Source organism: Streptomyces sp. M2CJ-2 (assembly GCF_016757295.1).
Taxonomy (GTDB): Bacteria; Actinomycetota; Actinomycetes; order Streptomycetales; family Streptomycetaceae; genus Streptomyces.
In genome coordinates this window covers 15,207-39,791 of record NZ_JAESIF010000009.1, presented here as the reverse complement: position 1 = coordinate 39,791, position 24,585 = coordinate 15,207, and the positions used below count along the sequence as shown (strand labels likewise).

At 73.0% G+C, this 24,585-nt stretch carries 19 protein-coding genes and 1 pseudogene; 9 read left to right on the top strand and 11 right to left on the bottom strand.

Annotated features, from left to right (window positions below):
- The first annotated feature begins 83 nt into the window (after positions 1-83).
- On the top strand, positions 84-1,373 hold the full coding sequence (locus JL475_RS10460; protein ID WP_109382337.1) for a citrate synthase: 1,290 nt from the start codon (positions 84-86) through the stop codon (positions 1,371-1,373).
- 665 nt (positions 1,374-2,038) lie between these two features.
- Here JL475_RS10460 and JL475_RS10455 read toward each other — a convergent pair.
- Complete coding sequence (locus JL475_RS10455) at positions 2,039-2,278, bottom strand: heavy-metal-associated domain-containing protein (RefSeq protein WP_202277259.1); 240 nt, start codon at positions 2,276-2,278, stop codon at positions 2,039-2,041.
- Between the two features lie 259 nt (positions 2,279-2,537).
- On the opposite strand from JL475_RS10455, the gene JL475_RS10450 reads away from it, so the two are divergent.
- Positions 2,538-3,581 (top strand): zinc-dependent alcohol dehydrogenase family protein, encoded by a 1,044-nt coding sequence (locus tag JL475_RS10450; protein ID WP_202277258.1) that lies wholly within the window; start codon positions 2,538-2,540, stop codon positions 3,579-3,581.
- 51 nt (positions 3,582-3,632) lie between these two features.
- Here JL475_RS10450 and JL475_RS10445 read toward each other — a convergent pair whose 3' ends face one another.
- Positions 3,633-3,830 (bottom strand): AlpA family transcriptional regulator, encoded by a 198-nt coding sequence (locus JL475_RS10445; RefSeq protein WP_202277257.1) that lies wholly within the window; start codon positions 3,828-3,830, stop codon positions 3,633-3,635.
- Between the two features lie 427 nt (positions 3,831-4,257).
- On the opposite strand from JL475_RS10445, the gene iolC reads away from it, so the two are divergent.
- From iolC to JL475_RS10420, 6 genes and pseudogenes are all read left to right on the top strand, one after another.
- Entirely contained in the window at positions 4,258-5,208 is a 951-nt protein-coding gene (gene iolC / locus JL475_RS10440; protein ID WP_202277256.1) for a 5-dehydro-2-deoxygluconokinase, read from the top strand.
- A 53-nt stretch (positions 5,209-5,261) separates the two neighbouring features.
- Positions 5,262-5,333, top strand: a pseudogene (locus JL475_RS39920) (5-deoxy-glucuronate isomerase); the annotation flags it as partial.
- A gap of 219 nt (positions 5,334-5,552) precedes the next feature.
- Complete coding sequence (mmsA, locus tag JL475_RS10435) at positions 5,553-7,055, top strand: CoA-acylating methylmalonate-semialdehyde dehydrogenase (protein ID WP_202277255.1); 1,503 nt, start codon at positions 5,553-5,555, stop codon at positions 7,053-7,055.
- Between the two features lie 190 nt (positions 7,056-7,245).
- Positions 7,246-9,906 carry an alpha/beta fold hydrolase gene (locus JL475_RS10430; protein ID WP_202277254.1) on the top strand — a complete coding sequence of 887 codons (2,661 nt, stop codon included), beginning with the start codon at positions 7,246-7,248 and terminating at the stop codon, positions 9,904-9,906.
- Positions 9,903-10,802: an ABC transporter permease gene (locus tag JL475_RS10425; protein WP_202277253.1), complete on the top strand. Its 900-nt coding sequence runs from the start codon at positions 9,903-9,905 to the stop codon at positions 10,800-10,802. The genes JL475_RS10430 and JL475_RS10425 overlap by 4 nt, the downstream gene beginning before the upstream one ends.
- Before the next feature lie 287 nt (positions 10,803-11,089).
- Positions 11,090-12,016, top strand: coding sequence for a chaplin family protein (locus tag JL475_RS10420; protein WP_237406783.1), 927 nt, complete (start codon positions 11,090-11,092; stop codon positions 12,014-12,016).
- Between the two features lie 149 nt (positions 12,017-12,165).
- On the opposite strand, the gene JL475_RS10415 is transcribed toward JL475_RS10420, so the two are convergent.
- Together JL475_RS10415 and JL475_RS10410 are read right to left on the bottom strand one after the other, a co-directional pair.
- Entirely contained in the window at positions 12,166-13,431 is a 1,266-nt protein-coding gene (locus tag JL475_RS10415; protein ID WP_202277356.1) for an NAD(P)-binding domain-containing protein, read from the bottom strand.
- Between the two features lie 2 nt (positions 13,432-13,433).
- On the bottom strand, positions 13,434-14,690 hold the full coding sequence (locus JL475_RS10410; protein ID WP_202277252.1) for an ATP-grasp domain-containing protein: 1,257 nt from the start codon (positions 14,688-14,690) through the stop codon (positions 13,434-13,436).
- A 217-nt stretch (positions 14,691-14,907) separates the two neighbouring features.
- Between JL475_RS10410 and JL475_RS10405 the strand changes: the two genes are divergently transcribed.
- Complete coding sequence (locus tag JL475_RS10405; protein ID WP_202277251.1) at positions 14,908-16,152, top strand: glycoside hydrolase family 26 protein; 1,245 nt, start codon at positions 14,908-14,910, stop codon at positions 16,150-16,152.
- A gap of 32 nt (positions 16,153-16,184) precedes the next feature.
- Here JL475_RS10405 and JL475_RS10400 read toward each other — a convergent pair whose 3' ends face one another.
- The 7 genes from JL475_RS10400 to JL475_RS10370 form a co-directional block, all read right to left on the bottom strand.
- Positions 16,185-16,898: a lipopolysaccharide biosynthesis protein gene (locus JL475_RS10400; RefSeq protein ID WP_202277250.1), complete on the bottom strand. Its 714-nt coding sequence runs from the start codon at positions 16,896-16,898 to the stop codon at positions 16,185-16,187.
- Positions 16,895-18,064 carry a glycosyltransferase gene (locus JL475_RS10395; RefSeq protein WP_202277249.1) on the bottom strand — a complete coding sequence of 390 codons (1,170 nt, stop codon included), beginning with the start codon at positions 18,062-18,064 and terminating at the stop codon, positions 16,895-16,897. Before JL475_RS10395 ends, JL475_RS10400 begins: the two co-directional genes overlap by 4 nt.
- Position 18,065: 1 nt before the next feature.
- Positions 18,066-18,755: a polysaccharide deacetylase family protein gene (locus JL475_RS10390; RefSeq protein ID WP_307825017.1), complete on the bottom strand. Its 690-nt coding sequence runs from the start codon at positions 18,753-18,755 to the stop codon at positions 18,066-18,068.
- Positions 18,756-18,822: 67 nt separating this feature from the next.
- Positions 18,823-20,517 carry a murein biosynthesis integral membrane protein MurJ gene (gene murJ, locus JL475_RS10385; RefSeq protein WP_202277247.1) on the bottom strand — a complete coding sequence of 565 codons (1,695 nt, stop codon included), beginning with the start codon at positions 20,515-20,517 and terminating at the stop codon, positions 18,823-18,825.
- Positions 20,514-21,857, bottom strand: a complete 1,344-nt coding sequence (locus JL475_RS10380) for an O-antigen ligase (protein ID WP_202277246.1) — start codon at positions 21,855-21,857, stop codon at positions 20,514-20,516. The genes murJ and JL475_RS10380 overlap by 4 nt, the downstream gene beginning before the upstream one ends.
- 5 nt (positions 21,858-21,862) lie before the next feature.
- On the bottom strand, positions 21,863-23,290 hold the full coding sequence (locus JL475_RS10375; RefSeq protein WP_202277245.1) for an exopolysaccharide biosynthesis polyprenyl glycosylphosphotransferase: 1,428 nt from the start codon (positions 23,288-23,290) through the stop codon (positions 21,863-21,865).
- A complete protein-coding gene (locus tag JL475_RS10370; RefSeq protein WP_202277355.1) occupies positions 23,287-24,576 on the bottom strand; it encodes a glycosyltransferase in 1,290 nt (429 codons plus the stop codon). Before JL475_RS10370 ends, JL475_RS10375 begins: the two co-directional genes overlap by 4 nt.
- Positions 24,577-24,585 lie beyond the last annotated feature (9 nt).

Here is a 24,585-nt window from a genome sequence, read left to right as displayed (position 1 = left end):
GTGCACTCTCCTGAGCCAAGTGGGGGATGGTAGAGACAGTCAGGGCACCTCGAAGATGAGGCACTACGTCGGTGAGGGAAGACGTGAGCGACAACTCTGTAGTACTGCGGTACGGCGACGGCGAGTACACCTACCCGGTGGTCGACAGCAGCGTCGGCGACAAGGGCTTCGACATCGGTAAGCTCCGCGCCCAGACCGGCCTGGTGACGCTGGACAGCGGCTACGGCAACACCGCCGCATACAAATCCGCGATCACGTACCTGGACGGTGAGGGAGGCATCCTCCGTTACCGCGGGTACCCGATCGAGCAGTTGGCCGAGCGCTCCTCCTTCCTGGAGGTCGCCTACCTGCTGATCAACGGTGAGCTGCCGACCGTCGACGAACTCAGCACGTTCAGGAACAACATCACGCAGCACACCCTGCTGCACGAGGACGTCAAGAACTTCTACAAGGGCTTCCCGCGCGACGCTCACCCGATGGCCATGCTGTCGTCGGTCGTCTCGGCGCTGTCCACGTTCTACCAGGACAGCCACAACCCGTTCGACGAGCGCCAGCGCAACCTCTCCACCACCCGGCTGCTCGCCAAGCTCCCGACCATCGCGGCCTACGCGTACAAGAAGTCGATCGGTCACCCGTTCGTCTTCCCGCGCAACGACCTCGGTTACGTCGAGAACTTCCTGCGCATGACCTTCTCGGTCCCGGCCCAGGAGTACGAGCTCGACCCGGTCGTCGTCTCCGCCCTGGACAAGCTGCTCATCCTGCACGCGGACCACGAGCAGAACTGCTCGACCTCCACGGTGCGCCTGGTCGGTTCCTCGCAGGCGAACATGTTCGCCTCGATCTCCGCCGGCATCTCCGCCCTGTGGGGCCCGCTGCACGGTGGCGCCAACCAGTCGGTGCTGGAGATGCTCGAGGGCATCCAGGCCGACGGCGGCGACGTCGACTCCTTCATCCGCAAGGTGAAGAACAAGGAGGACGGCGTCCGCCTGATGGGCTTCGGCCATCGGGTCTACAAGAACTTCGACCCCCGCGCCAAGATCATCAAGGCCGCCGCGCACGAGGTGCTGTCCGCTCTCGGCAAGTCCGACGAACTGCTGGACATCGCGCTGAAGCTGGAGGAGCACGCGCTCTCCGACGACTACTTCGTCTCGCGCAGCCTCTACCCGAACGTCGACTTCTACACCGGTCTGATCTACCGGGCCATGGGCTTCCCGACCGAGATGTTCACGGTCCTGTTCGCCCTCGGCCGCCTTCCGGGCTGGATCGCCCAGTGGCACGAGATGATCAAGGAGCCGGGCTCCCGCATCGGCCGCCCGCGCCAGATCTACACGGGCGTGGTGGAGCGGGACTTCATCCCGGTCGAACAGCGCTGACCGACACCGGTCGCCCGCACGGACACCGGACGGCATGCCCTCAGGGGTGTGCCGTCCGGTGTTTTCGTCAGCGGGCCGGGCCGGGACCGAGCCTCGGGAAAAGCGAGAAGGCGCCCCACGCCGGTCCCCCCACGGGCCGACGACAGGGCGCCTTCCCATGTCCCGGTGCGGATTCCCCCCACGGGATCCGGCCGGGCGTCTGTGAAGAACAGCGCCTGAATCGCTGTGTGAGCACAATGAGCAGAACGGGGCTCACTGCCCTCATGCGGTCTGCCGGGACAGCGCACGGTCGGGAGGGCCGCTCAAAGCTCTCCGATGTACGTGCCCCGGCAACGCGGTCTGGGAAAGTCCCCCAAAGACATCCCCAGATGCCAGGTCGCGCCCCCCAAGACGCTTCCTGACATCGCCAACTTAGACCTTCGAACCCCTTCGATGGTTACGTTCACTTCACTGTGATCTGCGTCTCCTGCGTATGTCCGTTACCTGCGCAAGAGCCCCGTTATCGCCAATAGGGCCCGAGCGTAAGGACGGTGCGTACGCCTTGTGAAGAGCTTATGTGAAAGGTCGTACCGGACTCCAGGGGTTCATCAGGTCGAGATCTCAATGAAACGCCCTTCGGCGGCGGGTCGGCCGGTGCGGCGACGGCCGGCCGGGGCACCGTGTCCTCAGGCCTTGCCGACCAGTTCGAAACCGGCCTCGTCGACGGCGGCGCGGACGGCCTCCTCGTCGAGCGGGGCCGCGGAGACGACGGTGACCACGCCGGTGGCGGCGACGGCCTTCACCGAGGAGACCCCGGGGATCCCGGAGATCTCGCCGGAGACGGCGCCCTCGCAGTGGCCGCAGCTCATGCCGCTCACCTTGTAGGCGGCGGTGACGGAGCCCTGGATGTCGGTCTGGGTGGTCATGTCGTTACTCCCTCGTCGAGACGTGCGGGGTGGAGGGGCCTACGGGGGCCACGTTTTTCAGTTTATACCCCTAGGGGGTATGAATCCAGGACCGCCGGGGCTCCCGGACCAAGGGGCCACCCGCGACAGGGCGGAGGTTCGCGGATAGCGTTCCGCCGCAAACGGTGATCGCCGGGAAGGAGCGGGGGGTGCGCCGGGGTGCGTACGGCACTCCGCGCCGGTCCCCGCACCACCGGCGCGGACGGAAGGCGGGCCGGTCATGCGGGCGGTGGTGTTCGAGCGGTACGGGGGACCGGCCGAGGTGCGGGAGGTCGCGGACCCGGAGCCCGCGGAGCACGGGGTCGTGGTGCGGGTCGAGGCCACCGGCCTGTGCCGCAGCGACTGGCACGGCTGGCAGGGCCACGACCCGGACATCACGCTGCCGCACGTGCCCGGCCACGAACTGGCCGGTGTCGTCGAGGCGGTCGGCGCGCGGGTCGCCGGCCGGCGGGTCGGCGACCGGGTCACCGTCCCCTTCGTCTGCGCCTGCGGGAGCTGCCCGGCCTGCGCGGCCGGGGACCAGCAGGTGTGCGAGCGGCAGACCCAGCCCGGCTTCACCCACTGGGGCTCGTTCGCCCAGTACGTGGCCCTGGACCACGCCGACGTGAACCTGGTCGACGTCCCCGAGGGCATGTCCTTCGCGACGGCCGCCTCCCTGGGCTGCCGTTTCGCCACGGCCTACCGGGCGGTGGTGCAGCAGGGCCGGGTGGCGGCGGGGGAGTTCGTCGCGGTGCACGGCTGCGGCGGGGTGGGCCTGTCGGCCGTGATGATCGCGGCGGCCTCGGGCGCCCGGGTCGTCGCCGTCGACGTGTCCCCCCGGGCCCTGGACCTGGCCCGGAAGTTCGGCGCGGCCCAGTGCGTGGACGGGTCCGAGACACAGGACACCGCGGCCGCGGTCCGCGACCTCACCGGCGGGGGCGCCCACCTCTCCCTGGACGCCCTGGGCTCGCCCGCCACCTGCGCCGCCTCCGTGAACGGCCTGCGCCGCCGGGGCCGCCACGTCCAGGTCGGCCTGCTGCCCTCACCGACGGGCACGACCCCGGTGCCGATGGCCCGTGCCGTCGCCCTGGAGCTCGAACTCCTCGGCAGCCACGGCATGGCCGCGCACACCTATCCCCCGATGCTGGAGCTGGTCCGGGCGGGCGTCCTGCGCCCCGACCTGCTGGTGACGCGCACCATCGGCCTGGACGCCGTCCCGTCGGCCCTGGCGGCGATGGGCACGGCACCGGGCGCGGGCGCGACGGTCATCGAGCCCTGGAACTGAGCATCGTCCACGCCCGGCCGGGACCGGGCGTGGACGATGCCGTACGGACCGTCAGTCCCTGCGGCTCCGGTTGCCGGGCCGGGCCGCCACCCAGCGGCGCACCGTGTCCGCGTACCAGTACGGCTTGCCGCTCTCCACGTGGTCGGGCGGGGGCAGCAGACCGTGCTTGCGGTAGGAACGCACGGTGTCCGGCTGCACCTTGATGTGCGCCGCGATGTCCTTGTACGACCACAGGCGTCGGTCGGTCATGCGTCGTTCCTCCCCACGAGCACCACGGAGGCGGCCAGGGGGCGGCCGTCAGGGGGAGCCGGGTGCTGCGCTGGCGATCACCCAGCGTTCTGCCCGGTCAACGACGCGTCACGGAGCGGGTTGACGGTTGTGCGCGAGGTGTGACGGAAGAGCCGCCCGCGCAGGACATCTGTGACAGGGGCGGGGTGTTTGTGACACAAGTGACGCAAAGATCCTCGCCGGTTCGTCGGCGGGGCGGGTTGACCCGTCCGGGGTGCCCCCGGTTCGACGGGTCGGGTTCGGGGAGACCCTGTCGAGATCTGGTCCGTATGTCTGGACAAAGTATTGACAGGGCTTCGCTCCACGGCTAGAAACCGGGGGAGAGCCGTACGAAGACGAACCGGGACCACCGGACACCGCGACACGGCACGAAGGGAACGCGATCGCGATGGCGTACGACCTGATCACCATGGGCCGTATCGGAGTGGACCTCTACCCGCTCCAGACCGGTGTCCCGCTTCCGCAGGTCACCTCCTTCGGCAAGTTCCTCGGCGGCTCGGCGACGAACGTCGCGGTCGCCGCCGCCCGCCTCGGCCGGCACACGGCGGTGATCAGCCGCACCGGGGACGACCCCTTCGGCACCTACCTCCACCAGGAACTGCGCGGTTTCGGCGTGGACGACCGCTGGGTCACCGCGGTCCCCGGGCTGCCCACCCCGGTCACCTTCTGCGAGGTGTTCCCGCCGGACGACTTCCCGCTGTACTTCTACCGCCTGCCCAAGGCCCCCGACCTGGAGATCGACGCCCACGAACTCGACCTGGACGCCATCCGTGACGCGAGCGTCTTCTGGGTCACCGGCACCGGACTGAGCGAGGAGCCCAGCCGCACCGCGACCCTCGGCGCACTCGCCCACCGGGCCAAGGCCGGCACCACCGTCTTCGACCTGGACTGGCGCCCGATGTTCTGGCGCGATCCCGACCAGGCCCGCCCCTTCTACCGGGAGGCCCTGCGCCACACCACCGTCGCCGTGGGCAACCTGGACGAGGTGGAGGTCGCCACCGGCGTCCGCGAACCCCACGCCGCCGCCCGCGCGCTGCTGGCCGCCGGCGTCGAACTCGCCGTGGTCAAGCAGGGACCGAAGGGCGTCCTCGCGGTCAGCGCCACGGGCGAGAGCGCCGAGGTCCCGCCGCTCCCGGTGAACGTCCTCAACGGCCTCGGCGCCGGCGACGCCTTCGGCGGCTCCCTCTGCCACGGCCTGCTCGCCGGCTGGAGCCTGGAGCGGACCATGCGGTACGCCAACGCCGCCGGAGCCATCGTCGCCTCCCGGCTCGAGTGCTCGTCCGCGATGCCCACCGAGGACGAGATCGAGGCGGCGGTCACCGCGGGGGCCGTGCGATGACCGCCGCGCACTTCGGCCGGGTGCGTTCCGGCCGTATCCCGGGGCACCGCTGACGGCCGGCCCCGGCACCGATCGCCTCCGGCGCGGGAGGCCGCTTTGCTTTGGCAGGAGCGAAGTGCGTGCGATGACTCCCCGCCCGCTACGGCCCCGCGCCGGAGGTCCCCGGCCCACCACCGCGGCTCACCCCGACCCAAGTGTCTACGGGGGGACCGCAACGCCCGACAGAGTGTCGGGCGCGCCCCGCGCCCGATCCTGGTGGGATGAAACCAAGGCACGTAACCCAAGGCACGTAACCCAAGGCACGTGAAGAACCGGCGCCGCCCTCTGCGAAGGAGTACTCGGTCATGACGAAGATCGTCAATCACTGGATCGGCGGCAAGACCGCCGAAGGCACGTCGGGCGCGTACGGGCCGGTGACCGACCCGGCGACCGGCGAGGTCACCACGAAGGTCGCGTTCGCCTCCGTGGAGGAGGTGGACGCCGCGGTCGCCGCCGCCAAGGAGGCGTACCTGACCTGGGGTCAGTCCTCCCTGGCCCAGCGGACCTCCGTCCTCTTCGCGTTCCGGGCGCTGCTGGACGCGCACCGCGACGAGATCGCCGAGCTGATCACCGCCGAGCACGGCAAGGTGCACTCCGACGCGCTCGGCGAGGTGGCGCGCGGACTGGAGATCGTCGACCTGGCCTGCGGGATCAGCGTGCAGCTGAAGGGCGAGCTGTCCACGCAGGTCGCCAGCCGGGTTGACGTCGCCTCGATCCGCCAGCCGCTGGGCGTCGTGGCGGGCATCACCCCGTTCAACTTCCCGGCGATGGTGCCGCTGTGGATGTTCCCGCTGGCCATCGCCTGCGGCAACACCTTCGTGCTGAAGCCGTCCGAGAAGGACCCGTCGGCCGCCGTCCGCCTCGCCGAGCTGCTGTCGGAAGCCGGGTTGCCGGACGGCGTCTTCAACGTCGTCCACGGCGACAAGCTCGCCGTCGACCGCCTCCTCGCCCACCCCGACGTCAAGGCCGTCTCCTTCGTCGGCTCCACGCCGATCGCCCGCCACATCCACACCACCGCCTCGGCGAACGGCAAGCGCGTCCAGGCCCTGGGCGGCGCCAAGAACCACATGCTGGTGCTGCCCGACGCCGACCTGGACGCGGCGGCCGACGCCGCCGTCTCCGCCGCCTACGGCTCGGCGGGGGAGCGCTGCATGGCGATCTCCGCGGTCGTCGCCGTCGGCGCGATCGGCGACACCCTGGTGGAGAAGATCCGCGAGCGCGCCGAGAAGATCAAGATCGGCCCCGGCAACGACCCGGCCTCCGAGATGGGCCCGCTGATCACCAAGGCCCACCGCGACAAGGTCGCCTCCTACGTGGCGAACGCGGCGGGCGAGGGCGCCGAGGTCGTCCTGGACGGCACCGGCCACACCGTCGAGGGCCACGAGGGCGGCCACTGGATCGGCATCTCCCTGCTGGACCGGGTGCCCACGTCCGCGAAGGCCTACCAGGACGAGATCTTCGGCCCGGTGCTGTGCGTGCTGCGCACCGAGACGTACGAGGAGGCCCTGGACCTGATCAACGCCTCGCCGTACGGCAACGGCACCGCGATCTTCACCCGGGACGGCGGCGCCGCCCGCCGCTTCCAGCTGGAGGTCGAGGCCGGCATGGTCGGCGTGAACGTGCCGATCCCGGTCCCCGTCGGCTACCACTCCTTCGGCGGCTGGAAGGACTCCCTCTTCGGCGACCACCACATCTACGGCAACGACGGCACGCACTTCTACACCCGCGGCAAGGTCGTCACCACCCGCTGGCCCGACCCCTCCGACGCCCCGACCGGCATCGACCTGGGCTTCCCCCGCAACCACTGACCCTCCGAAGCGCCGGCGGTCCGAAGCGCCGACCCCGGGGCCGTCCGACATGGGCGGCCCCGGGGCGTTCGCGGTCGTTCGCGTACCACGGGCGCGGTACGCGGCGGGTGTCGCGTACGCCGCTGGGAGGTCACCCGGTTCGGTCTGCGGTCGGCATCGTGCGGACGGGGCGACCCCGTACGGTTGACGCATGGATCTTCGAATGCCCGACCGGCCCGGACTGCGGTGGCCCCGTTCGTGGCGGCCGCGGCGGACCTTGGCCGCCGTGGCCGTCGTCGTGCTCGCCGGGGCCGGTACGTGGACCGCCGTCGCCTCCGAGGACCCGGCGCCCGCGGTCAGCCGGACCGACCGGATCGCGAGTACGGCCGACGGGGTGCGCATCGACACCTCGTACTTCACCGCCGGTCCGGCCGGCCGCCGCCCCGCCGTGCTGCTCGGGCACGGCTTCGGCGGCAGCAAGGACGACGTACGGCAGCAGGCCGAGGAGCTCGCGCGCGAGGGGTACGCGGTACTGACCTGGTCCGCGCGCAGCTTCGGCGAGTCCACCGGGAAGATCGGGCTGAACGACCCGAAGGGCGAGGTCGCCGACGTCTCCCGGCTCATCGACTGGCTGGCGAAGCAGCCCGAGGTACAGCTGGACGAGGACGGCGACCCGCGCCTCGGCATGGCCGGCGCCTCCTACGGCGGCGCCATCGCGCTGCTCACCGCCGGACACGACGACCGGGTGGACGCCATCGCTCCCGCGATCACCTACTTCGACCTCGCCGAAGCGCTGTTCCCGAACGGCGTGTTCAAGAAGCTGTGGGCGGGCCTCTTCGTCAACACCGGCGGCGGCTGCGAGAAGTTCGAACCCGCACTGTGCCGGATGTACGAGCGGGTCGCCGAGTCCGGCACCCCGGACGCCGAGGCCGTCGCGCTCCTCGAGGAGCGGTCCCCGTCCGCCGTCGCCGACCGCATCGACGTACCGACGCTGCTGATGCAGGGCCAGAACGACTCCCTGTTCCCGCTCGGCCACGCCGACGCCGCCGCGAAGGCGATCCGGGCCAACGGCGCCCCGGTCGACGTCGACTGGATCGCCGGCGGGCACGACGGCGGTGAACCGGAGGCGGACCGCGTCCGCACCCGCACCCTGGCCTGGTTCGACCGGTACCTGAAGGACGACAAGGGTGCCGACACCGGCCCCGCCTTCCGCGTCACCCGCACCGGCGGCGTCGACTCCACCGACGGGCGGGCCGTGCTGAGCGGCGCGAGCGCGGACCGCTACCCGGGCCTGACCGGCGACGGCCGGTCCTTCCCCCTCACCGGAGGCGAGCAGAGCTTCGCCAACCCGGCCGGCGCCAACCCGCCCGCCGTCTCCGCCCTGCCCGGCCTCGGCGGGGCCGGCGGCCTCTCCCAGCTGTCCTCGCTCGGCGTCGGCGTCTCCCTGGACTTCCCCGGCCAGCACGCCCGCTTCGAGTCGGCCCCGGTCACCGGCGACCTGCGGATCACCGGATCCCCGACGGCCACCGTGCACGTGAAGTCGACCAGTGACGACGCCGTCCTCTTCGGAAAGGTGTACGACGTCGGCCCGGACGGACGACAGCAGGTGCTGCCGTCCCAGCTGGTCGCCCCGGTCCGCGTCGAGGACGCCAAGGCCGGCAAGGACGTGACCGTCACCTTCCCGGCCGTCGACCACGAGGTCCGGCAGGGCCACCGCCTGCGTCTCGTCCTCGCCTCCACCGACCTCGGCTACGCCTCACCCGCCGCCCCGGCGACGTACACCGTCTCCCTCGAGAGCGACCTCACCGTGCCCACCGCGCCCGGGGTGACCACCGCGGCGGCCCCGCTGCCCGCGTGGGTGTGGTGGCTGCCGCTCGCCGGAGCCGTGACCGCCCTCGTCCTGGTGCTCACCGGCCGCCGCACGGCCGCCGCACCCCCCGACCCCGCACTCGCGGACGTGCCCCTGCAGATCACGGACCTGAGCAAGCGCTACGTCCGCTCCGCCGACCGGTACGCCGTGCGGAACCTGTCCTTCCGGGTGGAGCAGGGCCAGGTCCTCGGCCTGCTCGGGCCGAACGGCGCGGGCAAGACCACCACCCTGCGCATGCTGATGGGCCTGATCACCCCCGACGGCGGCGAGATCCGCGTCTTCGGTCATGCCATCCGCCCCGGTGCCCCGGTGCTCTCCCGGGTCGGCGCCTTCGTCGAGGGCGCGGGCTTCCTGCCGCACCTGTCCGGCCGGGAGAACCTGGAGCTGTACTGGCGGGCCACCGGACGCCCGCCCGAGGACGCCCACCTGGACGAGGCCCTGGAGATCGCGGGCCTCGGCGACGCCCTCGCCCGCGCGGTGCGCACCTACTCCCAGGGCATGCGCCAGCGCCTCGCCATCGCCCAGGCCATGCTCGGTCTGCCCGACCTGCTCATCCTGGACGAGCCGACCAACGGGCTGGACCCGCCGCAGATCCGCGAGATGCGCGAGGTGATGATCCGGTACGCGGCCGCCGGCCGCACGGTGATCGTCTCCAGCCATCTGCTGTCGGAGGTCGAGCAGTCCTGCACCCACCTCGTCGTCATGGACCGCGGCGGGCTGGTCCAGGCCGGGCCGGTGCGGGAGATCGTCGGCTCCGGCGACACCCTGCTCGTGGGCACCGGGTCCCCCGTGGACGAGCCGCTCGCCGAGAAGGTGGCCGCCCTGCCGGGCGTCGCCTCGGCGGTCCGCGTCGACGACGGGCTGCTGGTCCGCCTCGACGCCGACGGCACCGCCGCCCGCCTGGTCGCCGAACTGGTCCGGCTGGACGTGCCGGTGGAGTCGGTGGGCCCGCACCGCCGCCTCGAAGACGCCTTCCTCACGATGATCGGAGGTTCCGCATGAGCACGCTCGCCGAGCGGACCGGGCCCACCGGACCCGAGGTGCCGGCCGGGCCCGTGGAGGTGGCCGACGGCTACCGCGCGGGCCGCACGCTGCCGCTGCGGGTCGAGCTGGTCCGGCAGCTGAAGCGCCGCCGCACGCTCGTCATGGGCGCGATCCTCGCCGCCCTGCCGTTCGTCCTGGTCGTCGCCTTCGCGATCGGCGGTGAGCCGGAGGGCCGGCAGGGCCGGATCACCCTGATGGACACGGCCACCGCCTCCGGCGCCAACTTCGCCGCCGTGAACCTGTTCGTCTCGGCGGGCTTCCTGCTGGTCATCCCGGTCGCCCTGTTCTGCGGGGACACGGTCGCCTCGGAGGCCGGCTGGTCCTCGCTGCGCTACCTGCTCGCCGCGCCGGTGCCGCGCATGCGGCTGCTGTGGTCCAAGCTCGTCGTCGGACTGGGGCTCAGCCTCGCCGCGATGGTGCTGCTGCCGGTCGTCGCGCTCGCCGTCGGCACCGCCGCCTACGGCTGGGGCCCGCTGCGGATCCCCACCGGCGGCTCGCTGGACCCCGCGACGGCGGCGCAGCGGCTCGTGGTGATCGTGGCGTACATCTTCGTGTCCCAGCTGGTCACCGCCGGGCTCGCGTTCTGGCTGTCGACGCGCACCGACGCCCCGCTGGGCGCGGTCGGCGGCGCCGTCGGACTGACCATCGTCGGCAACGTCCTCGACGCGGTGACCGCCCTCGGCGACTGGCGGAACTTCCTGCCCGCGCACTGGCAGTTCGCCTGGGCGGACGCCGTCCAGCCGGATCCGGAGTGGTCCGGCATGATCCAGGGCACCGCGGTCTCGGTGACGTACGCGTTCGTGCTGTTCGCACTGGCTTTCCGCGGTTTCGCCCGCAAGGACGTGGTGTCGTAGTCGCGCACGCCCCGAGTGGGACGAGTGGGCCAAGCGGGTGAACCTGCGCAACCGATTCCCGTGCGTCGGGTTGATGAAGCAGAAGGGCTTGCGACGCCACGAGAAAGGAAAGCGCTGTGCTGCTCCGTCCGCGGTACACCGGTACCTTCCGCAGGCACCCCCGACGGTGAGCATGCCGTGGTGTCCACGTACCAGCCTCCCGGCTCCGCCGTGGCCGGCCTCGCGCGCTGATCTCCGTGCCGAGGCCGCCGGCTTTCCCACTTCTTCGAGCAGGAAGACGAACGACATTGCGACAGACCCTGAGCAAGGGAGTGTTCGCGGCGGCCGCCGCGACGGGCATTCTCTCTCTGTACGGCGCCCCCGCCTTCGCCGACGCGCACGCGGAGGGAGCCGTCACGGACTCTCCCGGTGTGGCGTCCGGGAACAACGTCCAGGTGCCGGTGGAGGTGCCGGTGAACGTATGCGGCAACACCGTCGGTGCGGTCTCCGTGTTCAATGAGGCGTCCAACAACCTGTGCGCCAACACGTCGCACGAGGCCGGGCCCCTGTCCGGGCCCGTCGAGGACAGGTCCGGACCCCGGTCCGCGCAGCGGTCCTCCGCCGAGCGCTCGTACGGCGGCTCCGACGCCGGTGGCGCGCGCGCGGAGGGGGTCGCCAAGGACTCTCCCGGTGTGGCGTCCGGAAACCTCGTCCAGGTGCCGGTGCACGCGCCGGTGAAGGTGTGCGGCAACAACGTCGACGTGATCGGGGCGTTCAACGAGGCGTCCGACAACGACTGCCGCAACACCTCGCACGGAGGCAGCGGCGGCGACGGCGCGTACGCGGAGGGGGTCGCCAAGGACTCTCCCGGTGTGGCGTCCGGAAACCTCGTGCAGGTGCCCCTCGGCCTGCCGCTGAACGTGTGCGGCAACAACGTCGGCCTGGTCGGGCTGTTCAACGAGGCGTCCGACAGCGACTGCCGCAACGAGCAGAGCCGGTCGCCCGAGCCCGAAACCGAGACCGAGACGCCTTCGACGCCGCCCACGCGTACGGACACCCAGCCCCCCGCGCAGGTCGTCGACACGCCGCCGCAGGACGTGGAGGAGCCCGGTGCGCCGCCGCACCTGGCCGAGACCGGCAGTGACGGCATGCTGGTGGCCTCGGCCGCCGGTGCCACCCTGCTCGTGGGCGGGGCGCTGCTGTACCGCCGCGGTCGCGTCGCCCTCCGCCGGTAGCAGTTCCCGGGTGCCGGGCCCCCTCGGCCCGGCACCGCGGGGACTTTCCGGGGCTTGAAGCCGGGCACGCCCCCGGACCGACGCGGACCACCTCGTACGGTGGTCCGCGTCGGTCCGGGGGCTCGGTGCTGTACGGGGAGGGTTTCCCGTCAGAGGCTCACCGGTGTCGGCGAGTCGGCCCGGCCGACGGCCGAGGGGACCGGGACCCTTCCTCGCGCGGGGGTGGACCTGAGCCGGCGGCGCACCCCTTGGACGAGGGCCGCCGCCGTGTACGTCGCGCCCTGGACGAAGCGCATGGACGGGCCGAAGCCGGACGCCGTCGTCAGACCCGCGAAGAACAGGCCGGGATGGGAGGACTCGAAGCCCCGCCCGATCGCCGGGGAACCGTCGGGCAGGGCCGCCAGCGTGCCGCGCAGCTCGGCGGAGAGCATGCCGAGCCGCTCGCGGTGCACCCGGAACCCCGTGGCGGCGATGACGTGTTCGGTGCCGAGGGAGCGGGTCTCACCCGTGCGGTTCACCAGGTCCAGCCGTACGCCACCCGGCACCGCGCAGGCCGTCGTGACCTCGTGGCCCGGCAGCAGTTCCACCGCGCGCTCCACCCGGTCCCGCACCCACCAGGCGCCCGCCGGCCCCAGCGCCGTGGCCGCGATGTGCGACCGGGTCGGCTGCGGCAGCCGCCGGAAGAGGCCGGGGCGCTCGGAGTAGAACCAGTTCCGCCAGCCGGGGCCGAGACCGCTGTGCGGGGTGCGGACCGACTGCCACCAGGGGCGTTCCCAGGCCGGCGGCACGTCGTTCCACCGCACCCGGTCCGCACGCGCCAGCACCCGTACGCGCGTGCCCTGTTCGGCGAGCAGGGCCGCGGTCTCCAGGGCCGCCTGACCGCCGCCGAGCACCGTGACGTCCTTGCCGCGGAAGTGGTCGAGGTCGCTGTGGTGGCTGCTGTGCGTCACCAGTGAGGGGTGCAGTCCGCGCAGGGCCTGCGGCACCTCGACGAACGGCATCACACCGACCGCCAGCGCCACCGTCCGCGCGTGCAGCGCCTCCCCGTCGTCGGTGACCACCGTGAAGCCGGCGGGGCCGGCCGCCACCCGGGCCACCATGCGCTCGTCGATCGCCGGAACGGCATGGCGGGCGAACCACAGGCCGTACTCCGCGAACGCCGTCACCGGGATCGGCTCCGCGTGACGTGACGTCAGCCCATGCTCCGTGCAGTAGGCGGCCAGGGTCCACTCCCCGTCCGGGTCCGAGAGGTTGGACGCCCACGGCTCCGACTTCAGGAACATGCCGCCGGGCATGTTGTCCCGCCAGGACGCCATGGGCCGGCCGAACACGCGCAGGTTCAGCCCGGCGGCCGCGGCGTGGGACGCGATCGACAGACCGTACGGTCCGGCGCCCACCACCAGAAGGTCGTACATCATCAACTGCTCGCTTTCTCGTTGTCGGTAGGGGAGGGCGAGGCCGCCCGGGGGATCAGGGGTGCTGCCGGTGCCGCCGCCGTACTGGCGCCCAGCCGCTCGCGCAGCCGGCCGGACACATGACGGGCCCACAGGGTCCACATCGCCCGTCCGGGTCCGCGGTCGTCCCGGGCGTACCAGGCCAGTTCGCGTCCGCCCGGCGCCGTGCGCAGCGCGGTGAGCGGCGCGTAGTTCTCCACCACGAACGTCCGTCCGGCCACCGGCGCGCCGGCCGGCGGGCGACGACCCGTCAGGTCCAGGTGGAGCGCGCGTACGACGTCCAGTCCGGCGCTGTCCTCGAAGAGCCGGAACTGGGCGCCGGGGCGCGGGTTGAAGTCGAGCAGGTGGTACCGGCCCGTCGCGTGGCAGCGGCGGAAGTCGAGGTCGAAGACGCCGCGGTAGCCCAGTTCACCGGTGAGCCGCTCGGCCAGGGCCTGTACCTGGGCGTTGGGCGTCCAGCAGCCCACCGCCGTCAGCCCCGCGCCGCGCGGCCAGGACAGTTGCTTCCGGCCCGGCCCGCCTGTGCGCACGGCGCCCGAGTGGTCGACGTAGCCGTGGAAGAACCAGTCCCGGTCCGGCCCCGGCGGCAGATAGGCCTGCAACAGGAGCGGGCTGCCCGCCTCGTCGGTGCGCCGGTACAGCTCCCGGGCCTGCTCAGCGGACCGCACCAGCTGAGTGCTGCGCAGCCCGCTGCCGGCCGGCAGCAGCCAGGGCCGGCTCCACTTCGCCACCAGGGGCAGCCCGAGCCGCCACGCGTCCTCGGTGGCCCGCTGGGGGCTGTCCGGGACGAGCGTGACCGGGTGCGGAACGTCCGCGGACGCGCACACGGCGGCCAGCTCCGCCTTGTCGGCGACACGTTCGGGCAGCGTGCCGGGCATCTCGGGCAGCAGGTAGGAGGGTGCCAGGGCGTCCCGCAGGCGCCCGGCGGCGATCGCGCTCGCGTCGTCCATCGGGACCAGGACGGCGGGCCGTGCGATCCGGTCGGCCACGCGGCGCAGCACGGCGAGGATGTCGTCCGCGGACGCGCCGGGCGCCGGCGGTGGATGCAGCCGCCGGACATAACGTGAGCGGCGAACGGGACTTCCGGACTCGTCGGCGACGACATGCACCTCCACTCCCGCCCTGCCGAGCGAACGCACGGCTCCGAGCGTTCCGTGATGGAAGGGATTCCGGTCGATCCGCAGAATGACGGCGGGGACGCGGGTGTCGAGCAGCGGCACGAATTCCTCCTTCTTTCGGGTTCTTTCGGGCTCTTTCGAATTCTGCGGGGCTCTTCGGGGTTCTTTTCGATCGGCTCGCCCGCACGGGGGAGAGCGGCACTCGGAAGCCGCATGTCAGTGGCGTCACGGGATTTCCTGTGACTGAATTTCGTATGACTGTTCGTCAATAAAGAGTCCAGAAGCTGAAGGTCGGACGAGAGCGAAGAGAGGAGCCGGTATGGCCCCACAACACGAGCGTGTCCGGGTGCGCGGGCCGGTCGTGGGAGCGGTGGCGATCGCGGTGTCGGCCGCTTTGGCGTTCGGTCTCATGGCGGGCACGGGGGTGGAGGTGGCGGGCGACGACTCCCGCGCTCCGGGACCGGGGCCGGCGACGTCCGTCAAGGCACTCCCGAGCACGGCGCCGTCCCGTCCGGTGCCGCGAGGGAAGTTCCCGCCCTTCGGCGCCTTTCTCGCCTCCGACGCCCGTGGTGTGGCCCGTATGGAGCAGTTCAGTCGCTGGCTGGGCGGTGCCGAGCTCCGCGTCGGCCACACCTATCTGCCCGGCAACCACTGGAGCGACATCGAGGGCGACGTCGGCTTCCTCGAGGAGTGGGCGCAGTGGCGCAACAAGAAGGACGACCGGATGCTCGTCCTCAACGTGCCCCTGCAGGAACGCAACGAGGGGGGCGTCTCCGACGAGGAGGTCCGGCAGCTGCTGCGGCGGGGCGCGGCCGGAGAGTTCGATCACCACTTCCGTGCCCTGGCCGAGCGGCTGGTCCGGCTGAAGGTGCCGGACACGATCCTCGTGCTCGGCTGGGAGATGAACGGCGTCACGTACACCCATCGGTGCGGGCCGGATCCGGAGGCCTGGAAGAAGTACTGGAACAGGATCGTCACCGCCATGCGGGCGGTGCCGGGCCAGAAGTTCCGGTTCGACTTCACGCCGAGCCGCGGCCTGGACTCCGTTCCCTGGACACAGTGCTACCCCGGGGACGACACGGTCGACATCATCGGCATGGACTCCTACGACCAGCCGGCCGGAACGCCGTTCGACGAACAGGTGGAAGAGCCGTACGGACTTCAGGACCACGTGGATTTCGCGAAAGCCCACGGCAAGCCCATCTCCTACCCCGAATGGGGGCTTTTCCACAACGGTGACAATCCCGAGTACATGCGCGGCATGCTCGCGTGGATGGACGAGCACCGGCCGCTGTACAACACGGTGACCGACTACTGCCCGCACGGTGTGTGGCAGTGCGACGACAACCCGGAATCGTCCCGCGTCTACCGGACGACGCTGTTCGGCCGCACCGGCACGACGGCCCCGGCGCCCACGCCCGTGCCCACGCCCGCGCCCACACTCCCGCCCGCCGCACCGAAGCCGCCGAAGAGCTGCACGCCACTGGACCTGGGCGACTGGGTGGAGCACTGGCTCGGTGGGAAGCTCTGCTTCCGCTTCGACTGGTGGTCGCGCATGGGGTAGCGCCACCGCCGACCCGGCCGGGTACACCGAGGTCACCGCTGTCCGCGCGAGTCGGCGGCGGTGGCCGGGCCGGGCACCGAGGCGGCCGGGGTGTCCTCGGCCGGGTCGGCGTTCCCGGCGTTCCCGGCGTTCCCGGCGTTCTCGGCGTTCCTGGGGGTGTGACCGTTGCGCCGGGGCCGGGCCAGCAGGGCCAGTGAGCCCAGCAGCCCGCCCGCGCTCGCCCCCACCAGTGTGGTCACCGCGGGCGACGCGGACGTCGGCTCGTTCGGCTTCACCGCACGCGAGAACTGCACGAGCCGGACCTGGGTGCTGCCTTTGGTGTGTTCCGCGTGCCGGGTCAGCGCGCGGGAGACCGCGTTGGCCATGTCGACGGCGAGGCCGGGGCGCGCCGAGGTGGCCGAGACGGCGACCATCGGCGCGTCCGGTGAGGTCGCCGTGCGCACGCTGTCCCGCAGGGTCCGCACCGGGACGCCCGCCCACACCTGGGCGTCCCCGAGCACCGCGAGCTGCGTGGCCACCCGTCCGTACGCCTGCGCGAAGCCGCGGGCGGACTCCGGGGTGGAATTCGCGGTCGGTACGGCGACGACGTAACTGGTGGCCGTATAGGTCGTGGGGGTGAGCATGCCGTACATGCCGCCGGTCAGGCCGCCGACGAGAGTGCCGCCGACCACGAGCACGGACCAGGTCGGCAGCCTCCTGAGACGGTCCAGGAACAGGCGGTGCCGACGGGCCGGAGTGTCGGTCATGACGTGCTGGCTCCGAAAGGTGAGAGGGATGAAGGAGATGAAGGGGATGAAGGAGAACGGGAGACGGCTGCCGCGTACACGTCCATGAGGCGGGCCGTGCTGCGGGTGATGCTGTAGCGCCGAGCGGCCTCGGGGGCCGTGCGCGGCCCGGGGCCCGCCGTGCGGACCTCGGCGATCGCGCGCGCGTACTCCTCGGGGCCGCCGAGCACGTGACGGGCACCGGCGGTCGACGGCGCCGCGTCCTCGATCGCCGGACAGGACGCGTAGAGCACGGGCAGGCCCGACGCCAGCGCCTCCACGGCGGCCAGGCCGAACGACTCCTCCGCGGACGGGGAGGCGAGCAGGTCCATCGCCGACATGAGCGAGGGCAGGTCGGGGCCCGGCGAGTCGTCCAGGCCGTAGGGACGTTCGCCGGTGAACAGGACGCGGCCGGCCACACCGGCCTCGGCGGCCGTGCGGCGCAGGAGGTGCTCCTCGGGGCCGCCGCCCACCAGCAGCAGCCAGTGGTCGTCCGGGAGCCGGGCGAGAGCGTGGACGAGGACGTCGAACCGCTTCCCCGGGGCGAGCCGGCCGACGCCGCCGACGACGAACGCGCCCTCCGGCAGACCGAGGCGCCGGCGGGTGTGCGCGCGCCGCTCCGGGTCGAAGCGGAAGCGGTCCAGGTCGATGCCGTTCGGGACGACCTCGATACGGGGAGCGGGCACGCCCCACCGCCGCAGCCGGTCGGCCACCGCCGGGGAGACGGCGACCGTCGCCGACCCGAGCCGCTCGCTGCCGAGGTACAGCGCACGCACCCCCGCCGTCAGCCTGCGGCCCTCCATCTGCGTGTCGCCCAGGGAGTGTTCGGTGGCGACGACCGCGCGGACCCCGGCCAGCCGCGCGGCGAGCCGGCCGTAGACGCAGGCCCGGTACAGGTGCGTGTGGACCAGGTCGTAGCCGCCCGCGCGGATCAGCCGGACCAGCCGGGGGAGCGCGGCCAGGTCACGGTTGCCGCCCATGCCGAGATGCACGACGCGGACCCCGTCGGCGGTGAGCCCCTCGGCGACGGCACCCGGGTTGGTGAGCGTCACGACGTCGCAGCCGACGGGCAGATGACGCAGCAGCAGACGCAGCTGCTGCTCGGCCCCGCCGACCCCGAGACCGGTGATGATGTGCAGAGCCCTCATCTCACAGACCCTCCACCGGACGCCGGCGCCACCGGTGCAGACGGTGCTTCACGTGCAGGCGCCAGGCCGTGTCGTTCTGGCCGATGTGCACGCGCGGCAGGGCGTGCGGGCCGGTCAGCGCGCCGGGGTCGATGGCACAGGCGTAGGCGTATCCCGCCTTCCGCACCGCCTGGACGGCGCGGGCGTCGACCGTGCCGTACGGGTAGCAGAAGCCGTCGGGCCGGGTGCCCGTGAGCTCCGCCAGCCGCGCGCGGCTCTCGGTGACCTCGGCCTCGAGGGTGGGCCCGTCCGCCCGGGTGAGGTCGACGTGGGTCAGTCCGTGCGAGCCGATCTCCACGCCCTCGGCCGCCGCGTGCCGGATGCCGTCCGCGGTCAGCAGCGGCTTGCGCGGGCCGAGCGGGTCCCAGGCGTTGTCGCCGCCGAGCCGTCCGGGCAGCACGAACAGGGTGGCGCCGCAGTCCCAGCGGCGCAGCAGCGGAAGGGCCTCGGTGACGAAGTCGGTGTACCCGTCGTCGAAGGTGAGCCCGACCAGGCGCCGGCCCTCGCCCCGGGCGCGGGCGGCGAGCAGGTCGGCCACGGACACGCCGCGCAGCCCGCGCCGGCGCAGCCAGGCCAGCTGCCTCTCGAGCCGTTCGGGCGTGACCGTGATGCGGTACGGATCGTCCGAGCAGTCACCCACCGAGTGGTACATCGCCACCCACGGGACGGGGCCCGGGGGCGCGGCGGGAAGCCTGCCGGTGCCGACGGAATCGACGGAATCAACGGAAACGGTCATGAGTGAGCTTTCGGGTGATGGTGCGTACGGAGCGCACCGCGGATGCGGAGCCCTGGACGCCCAGGGCCAGGGAGAGCGCGACGAAGACGGCGGTCACGGTGAGAGAGCCGGCCGCGAGGCCCGCCAGGGGGGAGTCGACCCGGCTCGCGGCGAACGCCCCGGCGACGGTGGCGCCGACCGAGGCGAGCACCGGCCGGCTCAACGCGGCCAGCACCTGACGGACACGGAGACGGACACCGCCGGCGCCGCCGCGCCGGGCCGTCCGCAGACCGGCCAACAGCAGGGCGGCCGTGACGGTGATGCCGACGGCGTTGGCGGCGGCGATCCCCGCCACCCCCCAGGGGCGCACGGCGGCGGCGCCGATCAACGACGTCACGACGATGCCCACGCCCATCACCGCGAGGGGGTACCAACTGGGCCGGCCCGCCGAGAAGTACGAGCGGATCAGCGTGCCCACCAGGGTCTGCCCCAGCAGCCCGAGGGCGTACACCCGCATGACGTCGGAGGTCGCCGCGGTGTCGCTCGCGGTGAACGCGCCGCGCTGGAAGAGCAGTTCGACCATCTGCGGGGCGCAGGCGATCACCGCGCACATGCCCAGCAGCACCACACAGGAGGACAGCACCAGATCCCGTTCCACGCGGTCGCGGGCCCGCTCGGTGTCACCGTCGGCGAGCGCCCGCGCCACCACGGGGAAGGTGACCGTGCACACCATCAGCGACAGGGTCATCGGGATCTGGGCGACCTTCTGCGCGTAGTTCAGGTGCGAGATGGCCCCGGCCGGCAGGGAGGAGGCGAGGAAGCGTTCGACCAGGACCTGCGACTGGCGGCACAGGGCGAACAGGAGGACGGAGGCGATCAGGGCGAGCCGCATCGGCCGTTCCTCGCCACCGCCCTGCGCCTCGCCGACCGCCGGGGTGCGCGACGCCAATTGCCGCCACAGCGACGGCAGTTGCACCGCCACCATCAGGCAGCCGCCCACCGCGACCCCGACCGCCGCGGCACGCACGCCCCACGCACCGCCGAGCAGGAACATCGCGGCGACGATGCCCGTGTTGTACGCGATGTAGATCGCCCCGGGCGCGAAGAACCGGCGGTGGGCCCGCAGGGCGGCGCTGCAGTACCCGGCGAGCCCGAAGGCCAGCAGGCTGATCGCGGTGAGCCGGGTGCAGTCGACGGCGAGCCGGGGGTCGGGCAGGCCGGGCGCCAGCACCTGGACCAGGAAGGGAGCCGTCCCGGCGACCAGCGCGGCGACCGCGACGAAGGCGAGGCTCAGGCGCGGCAGGGTGGCGGCGACCAGCTCGCGGACCGGATCGCCCGAGGCGCCCCGGGCACGGCGGGCCAACGCCATGCTGAACGCCGGGATCAGCGCGATCGCCAGCCCGTCCTCGATCAGCAGCGTGGCGGCCAGCTCGGGCACGGTCCACGCGACCAGGAAGGCGTCCGTGTCGCTCCCGGCACCGAACAGCCGCGCCAGCGACTGGTCGCGCACCAGGCCGAGCAGGGAGCCGCCGATGGACAGCGCCGCCGTGACGAGCGTGGCCCTGGCGAGGAACTTCCGGGAGGCAGAGGGCGACGACGGGTCGGCGCCGTCCCCGACCGGGGGCGCGGCACGCGCCGCGGGGACGGTCGCGGACCGGTCGGTTCCGCGTCCGGGGGTCTGCGAAGGCACCACCGTCATCGCGCCGCGGCCTCCTCGAGGCGCTCCTGCGGGCCACTCCTCGGCACGAGGCGCCCCCGCTCACCGTCGCCCAGTGCCCACCATGCGGCGAGCCCCAGGGCCAGGGCGGTCAGCACCGTCGAGGGGCCGCCGATGTCTCCGTACACGAAGTCGGTCAGCAGCCAGACCAGCAGCCCGCAGGCGACGAGCCCGCAGTCCGCTCCCGGTCCGCGGCGGCGGACGCGCAGCAGCCCGCGCAGCCCGAGCACGAGCAGCGCCAGCCAGCTTCCGACGAGGGTGAGCAGCCCGATCAGGCCCTGCTCGCTCAGCACCAGCAGGTACATGCTGTGCGGCGAGAGCAGCGCCTGCTTGTGGTACTCCGATCCCGCGCCCGCGATGTCGCTGCCCGAGGACAGCGCCAGGGTGGCGTGCCCGTCGCGATGTTCGGGAAAGCCCTTCAGCCCGACACCGGTCAGCGGCTGCTCGCGCCACATGTCGCCGGCGGACGCCCACAGGGCGTACCGGTCCACCACGGACTGGTCGGGGTCGTCGGTGACCTGCGTGATGCTGTCGATCCGCTCGGTCAGCTGTGTCGTGCCGACGCCGAACCCGCCCATCAGGACCACCCCCGCGGCGGCCACGGCCGCGGCCGCCTTCAGCGCGCGCCGCGGTCCGGCCAGGGCCAGCTGCACGGCGCACGTCAGGGCGGTCGCGATCCAGGCACCCCGGCTGAAGGAGAGCGCGAGCGGCAGCAGCAGCGCGAGCGCGCAGCCGGTGGCCGCCATCCGCTGCCGTACCGGCGCCCGGCCCAGCGCGATCCCCATCGCGCACACCAGACCGAGGGCGACCGCCGCCGCCATGCCCATCACGTCCTGCGCCCCGAAGGTGCCGACCGCGCGGATCGGCTCGCCCTGGTAGGAGGCGCCGGTCCCGGTGGCGTACTGGTGCACGCCGATGGCCCCCTGCCACAGCGCGAGCCCCACGAACGACCAGGCCAGCACCCGGAAGTCGGCGCGGCCGCGGAGCAGCGTCAGCACGGCCGCCGGGACGAGCACGAAGACCTGCAGGTAGCGCCCGAGGCCGGTGAGTGCCGCCGAGGGCGAGGACGCCCCCATGGCGGCCAGCGCGAGCCCCACGACCGGCAGGCCCAGCACCACCGCCGCGGCGGGCGCCAGTGGACGCCGCCGCTCGCGCAGCAGACGGATCACGCAGTACACCACCAGCAGCCCCGAGACCACGTCGGCCGGCCCCGCCCCGTCGTACGTCAGGGGCAGGGCCAGCAGTGCGAGCACCGCCACCGGGGGCAGGACCGGCGCGAACGCGGCGGCCCGGCGAGGCAGGGGTGCGAGAGCAAGGCTCACGTCGGTCAGCTCCCCGTCGGGCGTACCAGCGACGCCGCGGTGCGCAGCAGGATGCAGACGTCCTGCCACAGCGACCAGTCGTCGATGTAGGCGTTGTCGAACCGGGAGCGGTCCTCGATCGAGGTGTCGCCGCGCAGCCCGTGGACCTGGGCGAGGCCGGTGATCCCGGTCCGCATGCGGTGGCGGACCGCGTAGCCCTGGTAGGTGTGCGAGAACTGTGCGACGAAGTAGGGACGTTCGGGACGCGGCCCGACCAGGCTCATGTCGCCCCGGAGCACGTTCCACAGCTGGAGCAGCTCGTCGAGCGAGGTGCGCCGCAGCATCCGGCAGAACCGGCGCATCTCGTTCTCGTCGGCCACGCTCCACCGGGTCGCCGACTCGTGCTCGTCGGCGGGGCGGTAGGTGCGGAACTTCAGCAGGGTGAACGGCTTCCCGTTCCGGCCGACGCGCTCCTGCCGGAACACCACGCCCGGCCCGTCGCTGATCCGCAGGACCGCCGCACACACCAGCAGCAGCGGGCCGACCAGCATCAGCAGTGTCCCCGACACGAGGATGTCGAGCAGCCGTTTGCCCACGCTGTCGCGGCGCACCGGGGACAGGTCCAGCCGTCGGCAGGCGAACCCGGCCAGCCGCTGCCGCGCCGTGTACGAGGGGGAGTCGGCGTCGAGCTCCCAGATCACGCAGCCCGACTCGGCCAGGGTGCGCAGCAGCGGGCCCTGTTCGGCGCGGACCGAGGGATGGACGGCCAGCACGGCCCGTACCCCGTTCTGGATGACCGCACGCTCGACCTCCTCACCGGTCCGCAGCACCGGGACGCCCCCGGCGTCGTCCGGCTGCTCGGCGACGACCCCCACCGGCCGCACACCGCACCGCGGGTGGCGCAGCACGGAGGCGGCCACGCGCTGCGCGGTCGCCGCCGGGCCGATGACGAGCGCGGCGCGCGGGTGGCGCAGCAGTGCGTCGCGGACCCGTCCGTGCACGGCGGCGCGCAGCGCACAGGCCGCCGCCGTCTGCACGGCGAGGCCGGTCAGCACGGTGCCGATGGACAGCGCGTGCTCCGGCCGGTACGCCGCCCACAGCGCGGCGGGCGCCAGCCAGGCCATGGTGATGCGGCCGCACACGGCGGGCAGTTCGTCCAGCAGCCCCGGCACCGGCGGCCGGCCGTCGCGCGGGCGCAGCAGCAGCGACGCGGCGACCAGCAGGAGGACGAGCGAGAGGTGACGCTGGGCGCCGGTGAGGGCCAGCGTGCCCGCCAGGGCGGCGGCACCGTCCGCGAGGAACAGCGGGACCGGGGAGGGGGGCCGGGCCGGGGGCCGTCTGGCAGGAGGCCGCACTCCGGTGGCGGGGCCACGCGGCGGCACGACGGAGACGGTTGAGGGTCCGTGCTCCCGCGGCGGTACGCCGGGGGAGGGCACGGTACGTTCGGCAGTCACGAGCTGATGGGCTCCTTGTGCTTGGTGGGCTCGACGCGCTGTGTCGTCCGGTTCGCCCCGGCGCCGTAGCCCGCGTCGAGCGGCTGTCCGGGTTCGGCGGCATGGGCCGCGCCACGCTCGACGGCCCCGGTCGGACGCGTCCTTTTCCTGGCGGGCCAGGTGCCGAGCAGGTCGCGGTAGACGTCCGCGACCTGCTCGGCGGTGTGCCGTACGTCGTGGCGGGTCAGCACGTGCCGACGCCCCCGGTCGCCGAGGGACTCGCGCAGCAGCGGGTCGAGCAGCAGCTCGGACAGGGCCTCGGCCAGCGCCGCCGGGTTCTCCGGCGGGACCAGGCACCGGGCGGTGAAGGACGACGGCAGGCTCTCGCGGGCGCCGTCGACGTCGGTGACCACCACGGGGCGCCCGCAGGCCATCGCCTCCAGCGGGGCCAGGGCCATGCCCTCCCAGCGGGACGGCAGGACGACGAGATCGGCGGCCTGGTACCAGGGCGAGGCGTCGGGCACGGCTCCCGCGAACAGCACCGACGGCGGGGCGGCTTCACGCAGCCGGTCGCGGTCCGGGCCGTCGCCGACCAGGACCAGACGGGCGCTCGGCACTCTGCGCACGACGGCGTCCCAGGCCCGCAGCAGGACGTCCTGCCCCTTCTGGCGGCACAGCCGACCCACGCAGACCGCGAGCGGCGCCGCCGGGTGCAGCCCGGCGAGCGGTGCGAGCCCGGCCCGTACGGCGCCGGCGCCGGCCGGGTGGAAGTGCTCGGGGTCGATGCCGTTGGGGACGACGGTCCACCGGCCGGCGATCCCGGCGTGCACCCCGGTGGCCCGTTCCGCCTCGCTCACACACACCACCCGCGCGGCCCAACGCGCCCCCCAGCGCTCCCACCTGAGGGCGAGGGCACCGGTCCGCCCGCCCACCGCCTCGAACGACCAGGCGTGCGGCTGGAAGACCGTCGGGATCCGCCCGCGCACCGCGAGCCGCCCGGCGAGCCCGGCCTTCGCGCTGTGCGCGTGCACCAGATCGGGGCGCACCTCGTCGATGAGCCGCGCGAGGTGCCGTACTTCCCGCACGAGCGACGGGCCGGGCGAGCGCGTCGCCCGCCAGTTCCGTACCTGCGCGCCGAGCACCCGCAGTTGGGTGGTGAGGGCGCTGTCGGGGCAGATCGCGGTGACGTCCAGGCCGTTTGCCAGCTGGGTGCGGACCAGGTCCGTCACGACGCGCGCGACCCCGCCCTCCACCGGCTGGGTGAGGTGCAGTACGCGCGGCCGACGGCCGGAGGGCGACAGCTCCATGTGCACGGT

What these genes read in the sequence shown, in the direction of transcription:
- JL475_RS10455 (WP_202277259.1), bottom strand. Translation starts at nt 2,278, where the DNA reads ATGACCACCCAGACCGACATCCAGGGCTCCGTCACCGCCGCCTACAAG.
- JL475_RS10450 (WP_202277258.1), top strand. Translation starts at nt 2,538, where the DNA reads ATGCGGGCGGTGGTGTTCGAGCGGTACGGGGGACCGGCCGAGGTGCGG.
- JL475_RS10445 (WP_202277257.1), bottom strand. Translation starts at nt 3,830, where the DNA reads ATGACCGACCGACGCCTGTGGTCGTACAAGGACATCGCGGCGCACATC.
- iolC (WP_202277256.1), top strand. Translation starts at nt 4,258, where the DNA reads ATGGCGTACGACCTGATCACCATGGGCCGTATCGGAGTGGACCTCTAC.
- mmsA (WP_202277255.1), top strand. Translation starts at nt 5,553, where the DNA reads ATGACGAAGATCGTCAATCACTGGATCGGCGGCAAGACCGCCGAAGGC.
- JL475_RS10430 (WP_202277254.1), top strand. Translation starts at nt 7,246, where the DNA reads ATGGATCTTCGAATGCCCGACCGGCCCGGACTGCGGTGGCCCCGTTCG.
- JL475_RS10425 (WP_202277253.1), top strand. Translation starts at nt 9,903, where the DNA reads ATGAGCACGCTCGCCGAGCGGACCGGGCCCACCGGACCCGAGGTGCCG.
- JL475_RS10415 (WP_202277356.1), bottom strand. Translation starts at nt 13,431, where the DNA reads ATGTACGACCTTCTGGTGGTGGGCGCCGGACCGTACGGTCTGTCGATC.
- JL475_RS10405 (WP_202277251.1), top strand. Translation starts at nt 14,908, where the DNA reads ATGGCCCCACAACACGAGCGTGTCCGGGTGCGCGGGCCGGTCGTGGGA.
- JL475_RS10400 (WP_202277250.1), bottom strand. Translation starts at nt 16,898, where the DNA reads ATGACCGACACTCCGGCCCGTCGGCACCGCCTGTTCCTGGACCGTCTC.
- JL475_RS10395 (WP_202277249.1), bottom strand. Translation starts at nt 18,064, where the DNA reads ATGAGGGCTCTGCACATCATCACCGGTCTCGGGGTCGGCGGGGCCGAG.
- JL475_RS10390 (WP_307825017.1), bottom strand. Translation starts at nt 18,755, where the DNA reads ATGTACCACTCGGTGGGTGACTGCTCGGACGATCCGTACCGCATCACG.
- murJ (WP_202277247.1), bottom strand. Translation starts at nt 20,517, where the DNA reads ATGACGGTGGTGCCTTCGCAGACCCCCGGACGCGGAACCGACCGGTCC.
- JL475_RS10370 (WP_202277355.1), bottom strand. Translation starts at nt 24,576, where the DNA reads ATGGAGCTGTCGCCCTCCGGCCGTCGGCCGCGCGTACTGCACCTCACC.